The 3,365-nt window shown below is 60.3% G+C and carries 2 protein-coding genes; one reads left to right on the top strand and one right to left on the bottom strand.

Going from position 1 to position 3,365, the window contains the following annotated elements:
- Positions 1–69 precede the first annotated feature (69 nt).
- On the bottom strand, positions 70–1,254 hold the full coding sequence (gene desA, locus F8N49_RS26610; RefSeq protein WP_071174023.1) for a delta-9 fatty acid desaturase DesA: 1,185 nt from the start codon (positions 1,252–1,254) through the stop codon (positions 70–72).
- Between the two features lie 147 nt (positions 1,255–1,401).
- On the opposite strand from desA, the gene dibA reads away from it, so the two are divergent.
- Positions 1,402–3,321, top strand: a complete 1,920-nt coding sequence (dibA, locus tag F8N49_RS26605; protein ID WP_151553226.1) for a phosphodiesterase DibA — start codon at positions 1,402–1,404, stop codon at positions 3,319–3,321.
- The last annotated feature ends 44 nt before the right edge of the window (positions 3,322–3,365 follow it).

Below are 3,365 nucleotides of genomic sequence, written 5' to 3'. Positions count from 1 at the left end.
GGCGGCCGGGTTAAGGAGGCGCCGTATGCAACGAGGCTGCGATCTTCGAGATCGCAGCCTCGTTGCCGATCAGGCAGTCGCAGGACGCAGCGAGTAGGTTTTCAGCTGATCAGCAAAGTCACGCAACGACTGGATGCCACTGGCCTCGGCCTCGTGAATCCATTCCTTGATGGCGGCGAGCATGTCGTGGCCATTGGAACTGGTCTTGACCCAGATCTGCTGCAAAGCCAGGCGTTTCTCGTAGATCACTTTCAGCGCATGGCTGTGTTCGAGCATGGTCTGGATGCGCAAGTGATGACGGTCTTCCAGCAGGCTGGTTTCCCGCGACAGCAGGCGTTTGGCCCGGTGGAACTGGTGGCGCACCGAGTGATCGACCTTGGCCAGCTCTTGCTTGACCAGCGGGCCGATCACCAATTTGCGGTACTGGGCCATGATCTGGAAGCGGTTGTTGAGGATCGCCATGGCGGTGTCCATGTCCAGGCTGCCCTTGCCTTCGACGCGGTGGGCAATCGGTGCGACCCGCTGCACCTTGGCCAGACGCAGGAAGCAGAAGACCTTGATCCACGCCCAGCCGAGGTCGAATTCCCACTTTTTCACCGACAGCTTGGCCGAGTTGGGGTAGGTGTGGTGGTTGTTGTGCAGTTCTTCGCCGCCGATCAGGATGCCCCACGGCACCAGATTGGTCGCTGCGTCACGGCATTCGAAATTGCGGTAGCCGACGGCATGGCCCAGACCGTTGATCACGCCAGCGGCCCACACTGGAATCCACATCATCTGGATGGCCCAGATGGTGATGCCGATGGTGCCGAACAGCAGCAGGTCGATCACGCCCATGATCGCCACACCCAGCAGCGGATAGCGGCTGTAGAGGTTGCGTTCGATCCAGTCTTCCGGGCAATTCTTGCCGTAGATACGCAAGGTTTCCGGGTTCTGCGCTTCGCTGCGGTACAGCTCGGCACCGGTGCGCAGTACGGTGGACAGACCCTTGATGACCGGGCTGTGCGGGTCATCCTCGGTTTCGCATTTGGCGTGGTGTTTGCGGTGGATGGCGGTCCACTCGCGGGTGTTCTGCGCCGTGGTCAGCCACAGCCAGAAACGGAAAAAGTGCTTGAGGCCTGCATTCAGCTCGAGCGAGCGATGGGCCGAGTAACGGTGCAGATAGACCGTGACGGCAACAATCGTCACATGGGTCATCAGCAGGGTGACCGCGACCAGTGACCAGGCCGACAAGCCAAGAAAACCTTCGTACCACATAGGCTATAGGGCCCTCGATAAAGATAAAAACAGCCGTTGCATTATCACTAAGCACACAGATAAAACCAGTCGCCCTTTCAGATAAGAAGTCGCTGAATGTTTCTTCACCTATAATTCCAACCTTTTTGTAGGGACATGGACGACCGAATGTCTGCGACTTACCGCGATGCCTTGCGTGCAGCGCTGCTCTACCTCGTACTCGCCGCCGTGTGGCTGCAGGTTTCCGATCATTTATTAAGCAGATTCTTCGATGACTCCAGTGCGCTGGCCCGCTGGCAACTGATCAACGGTTATTTGCTGGCAGCGGTCAGCGCCGGGCTGATTTTTCTTGCGCGGGCGCGGCTGTGTCGGTTTCTCGGCATCGGTGCCCGCCTGCGCGAGCGCCACAGCGACCGGGAGCGCCTGCGTCAGGCGGCCGCCGTGTTCGATTGCACCCGCGAAGGCGTGCTGGTAACCGATCACCGTGGTCTGATCGTTCACGTCAACCGCGCCTTTATCGAGATCACCGGTTATCGGCGCGACGAAGTCATCGGCCAGCAGCCGAGTCTGTTCAAGTCCGGCCATCATCCGCCGGGCTTCTATCAGGCGATGTTCGCCACCCTAGAGGCTGAAGGTGAATGGAGCGGCGAGATCTGGAACCGGCGCAAGACTGGCGAGATTTATCCACAGTGGCAAACCATCCGGGTGATTCACGATGATTCCGGCCGGCTCAGCCATTACGTGGCGGTGTTCTCCGACATCAGTGCGATCAAGGATTCCGAGTCCGAGCTCAAACACCTGGCGCATCACGATCCGTTGACCGATCTGCCCAATCGCCTGCTGTTCAGCGACCGCGCCGAGCAGGCGTTGTCTTCCGCGCAGACACACAAGCGCGGCTGCGCGCTGCTGATGCTCGATCTGGATCATTTCAAGATGATCAACGACAGCCTAGGGCATAACGTCGGCGATCGGTTGCTAAAAGCGGTGGCGACGCGTTTGCAGGAACTGTTCGGCCACGGCATTACCTTGGCGCGGCTCGGCGGTGACGAGTTCGCGGTGCTCGCGGAAAGTTGTCCACAGCCGGCCCAGGCCGCCGCGCTGGCGCAACGGACTCTGGACGCGTTGAAGGAGCCGGTGCTGGTAGATGGCAATCAACTGTTCATCAACGCCAGCATCGGTATCAGCCTGTTTCCCAGCGATGCCCTCAGCGCCGAGCAGTTGTTACGCAACGCCGACAGCGCGCTGTTCAAGGCCAAAAGCAGCGGACGCAATGGCTACGCGCTGTATACCGAAGAGCTGACCGCCCATGCCCAGCAACGGGTCGAAATCGCCTTCGAGCTGCGCCGTGCACTGGAGCAGGAGGAGTTGCGCGTCTACTACCAACCGGTGCATGACCTGCACAGCAGCCGTCTGATCGGCGTCGAGGCACTGGTGCGCTGGCAGCATCCGCAGCGCGGGCTGGTGTCGCCGGCAGAATTCATTCCGATTGCCGAGCGCACCGGGCTGATCGCCGAGATCGATGCCTGGGTGATGCAGCAGGCCTGCCGACAGATGTGCCAATGGCAGCAGAGCGGTGTGGTGCTGGCGTTCGTCGCGGTGAATGTTTCGTCGCGGCTGTTTGCCCGGCGTGAGCTTTACCAGCAGGTGGCGCAGGTGCTGCACGACACCGGGCTGGATCCGGCGTATCTGGAACTGGAAGTTACCGAAAGCGCGGTGATGGATGATCCCGAAGTGGCGCTGGAACAGATGCATCGCTTGCGCGAGCTGGGTGTGCGTCTGGCCATCGATGATTTCGGCACCGGCTATTCGTCGTTGCTGCGGCTCAAGCGCCTGCCGGTGCAGAAACTCAAGATCGATCAGGGCTTCGTCGCCGGGTTGCCGTGGGATGAGGATGACGTGGCGATTGTCCGGGTGATCATCGCGCTGGCGCGGAGCATGGGTATGCAGGTGCATGCCGAGGGGATCGAGCAGGCTGAGCAGGCGGCATTTCTGTTGGCGCAGGAATGCGATCTGGGGCAGGGCTACTGGTTTGGGCGGCCGGTGTCTGCGGATCGGCTTGATTGGGCGAAAACGCCATTGATTGGCTGAAAAGACCTATCTGCCTATCACCGACCTTGTGGTGAGGGGATTTA

Origin of the sequence: Pseudomonas sp. GXM4 (genome assembly GCF_008923895.1) — a bacterium.
Lineage (GTDB): Bacteria > Pseudomonadota > Gammaproteobacteria > Pseudomonadales > Pseudomonadaceae > Aquipseudomonas > Aquipseudomonas atacamensis.
This window is presented reverse-complemented; position numbering and strand designations above follow the sequence as displayed.

Bases quoted from the DNA above. Each gene is read 5' to 3' on its own strand.
- desA (WP_071174023.1), bottom strand. From the start codon at position 1,254: ATGTGGTACGAAGGTTTTCTTGGCTTGTCGGCCTGGTCACTGGTCGCG.
- dibA (WP_151553226.1), top strand. From the start codon at position 1,402: ATGTCTGCGACTTACCGCGATGCCTTGCGTGCAGCGCTGCTCTACCTC.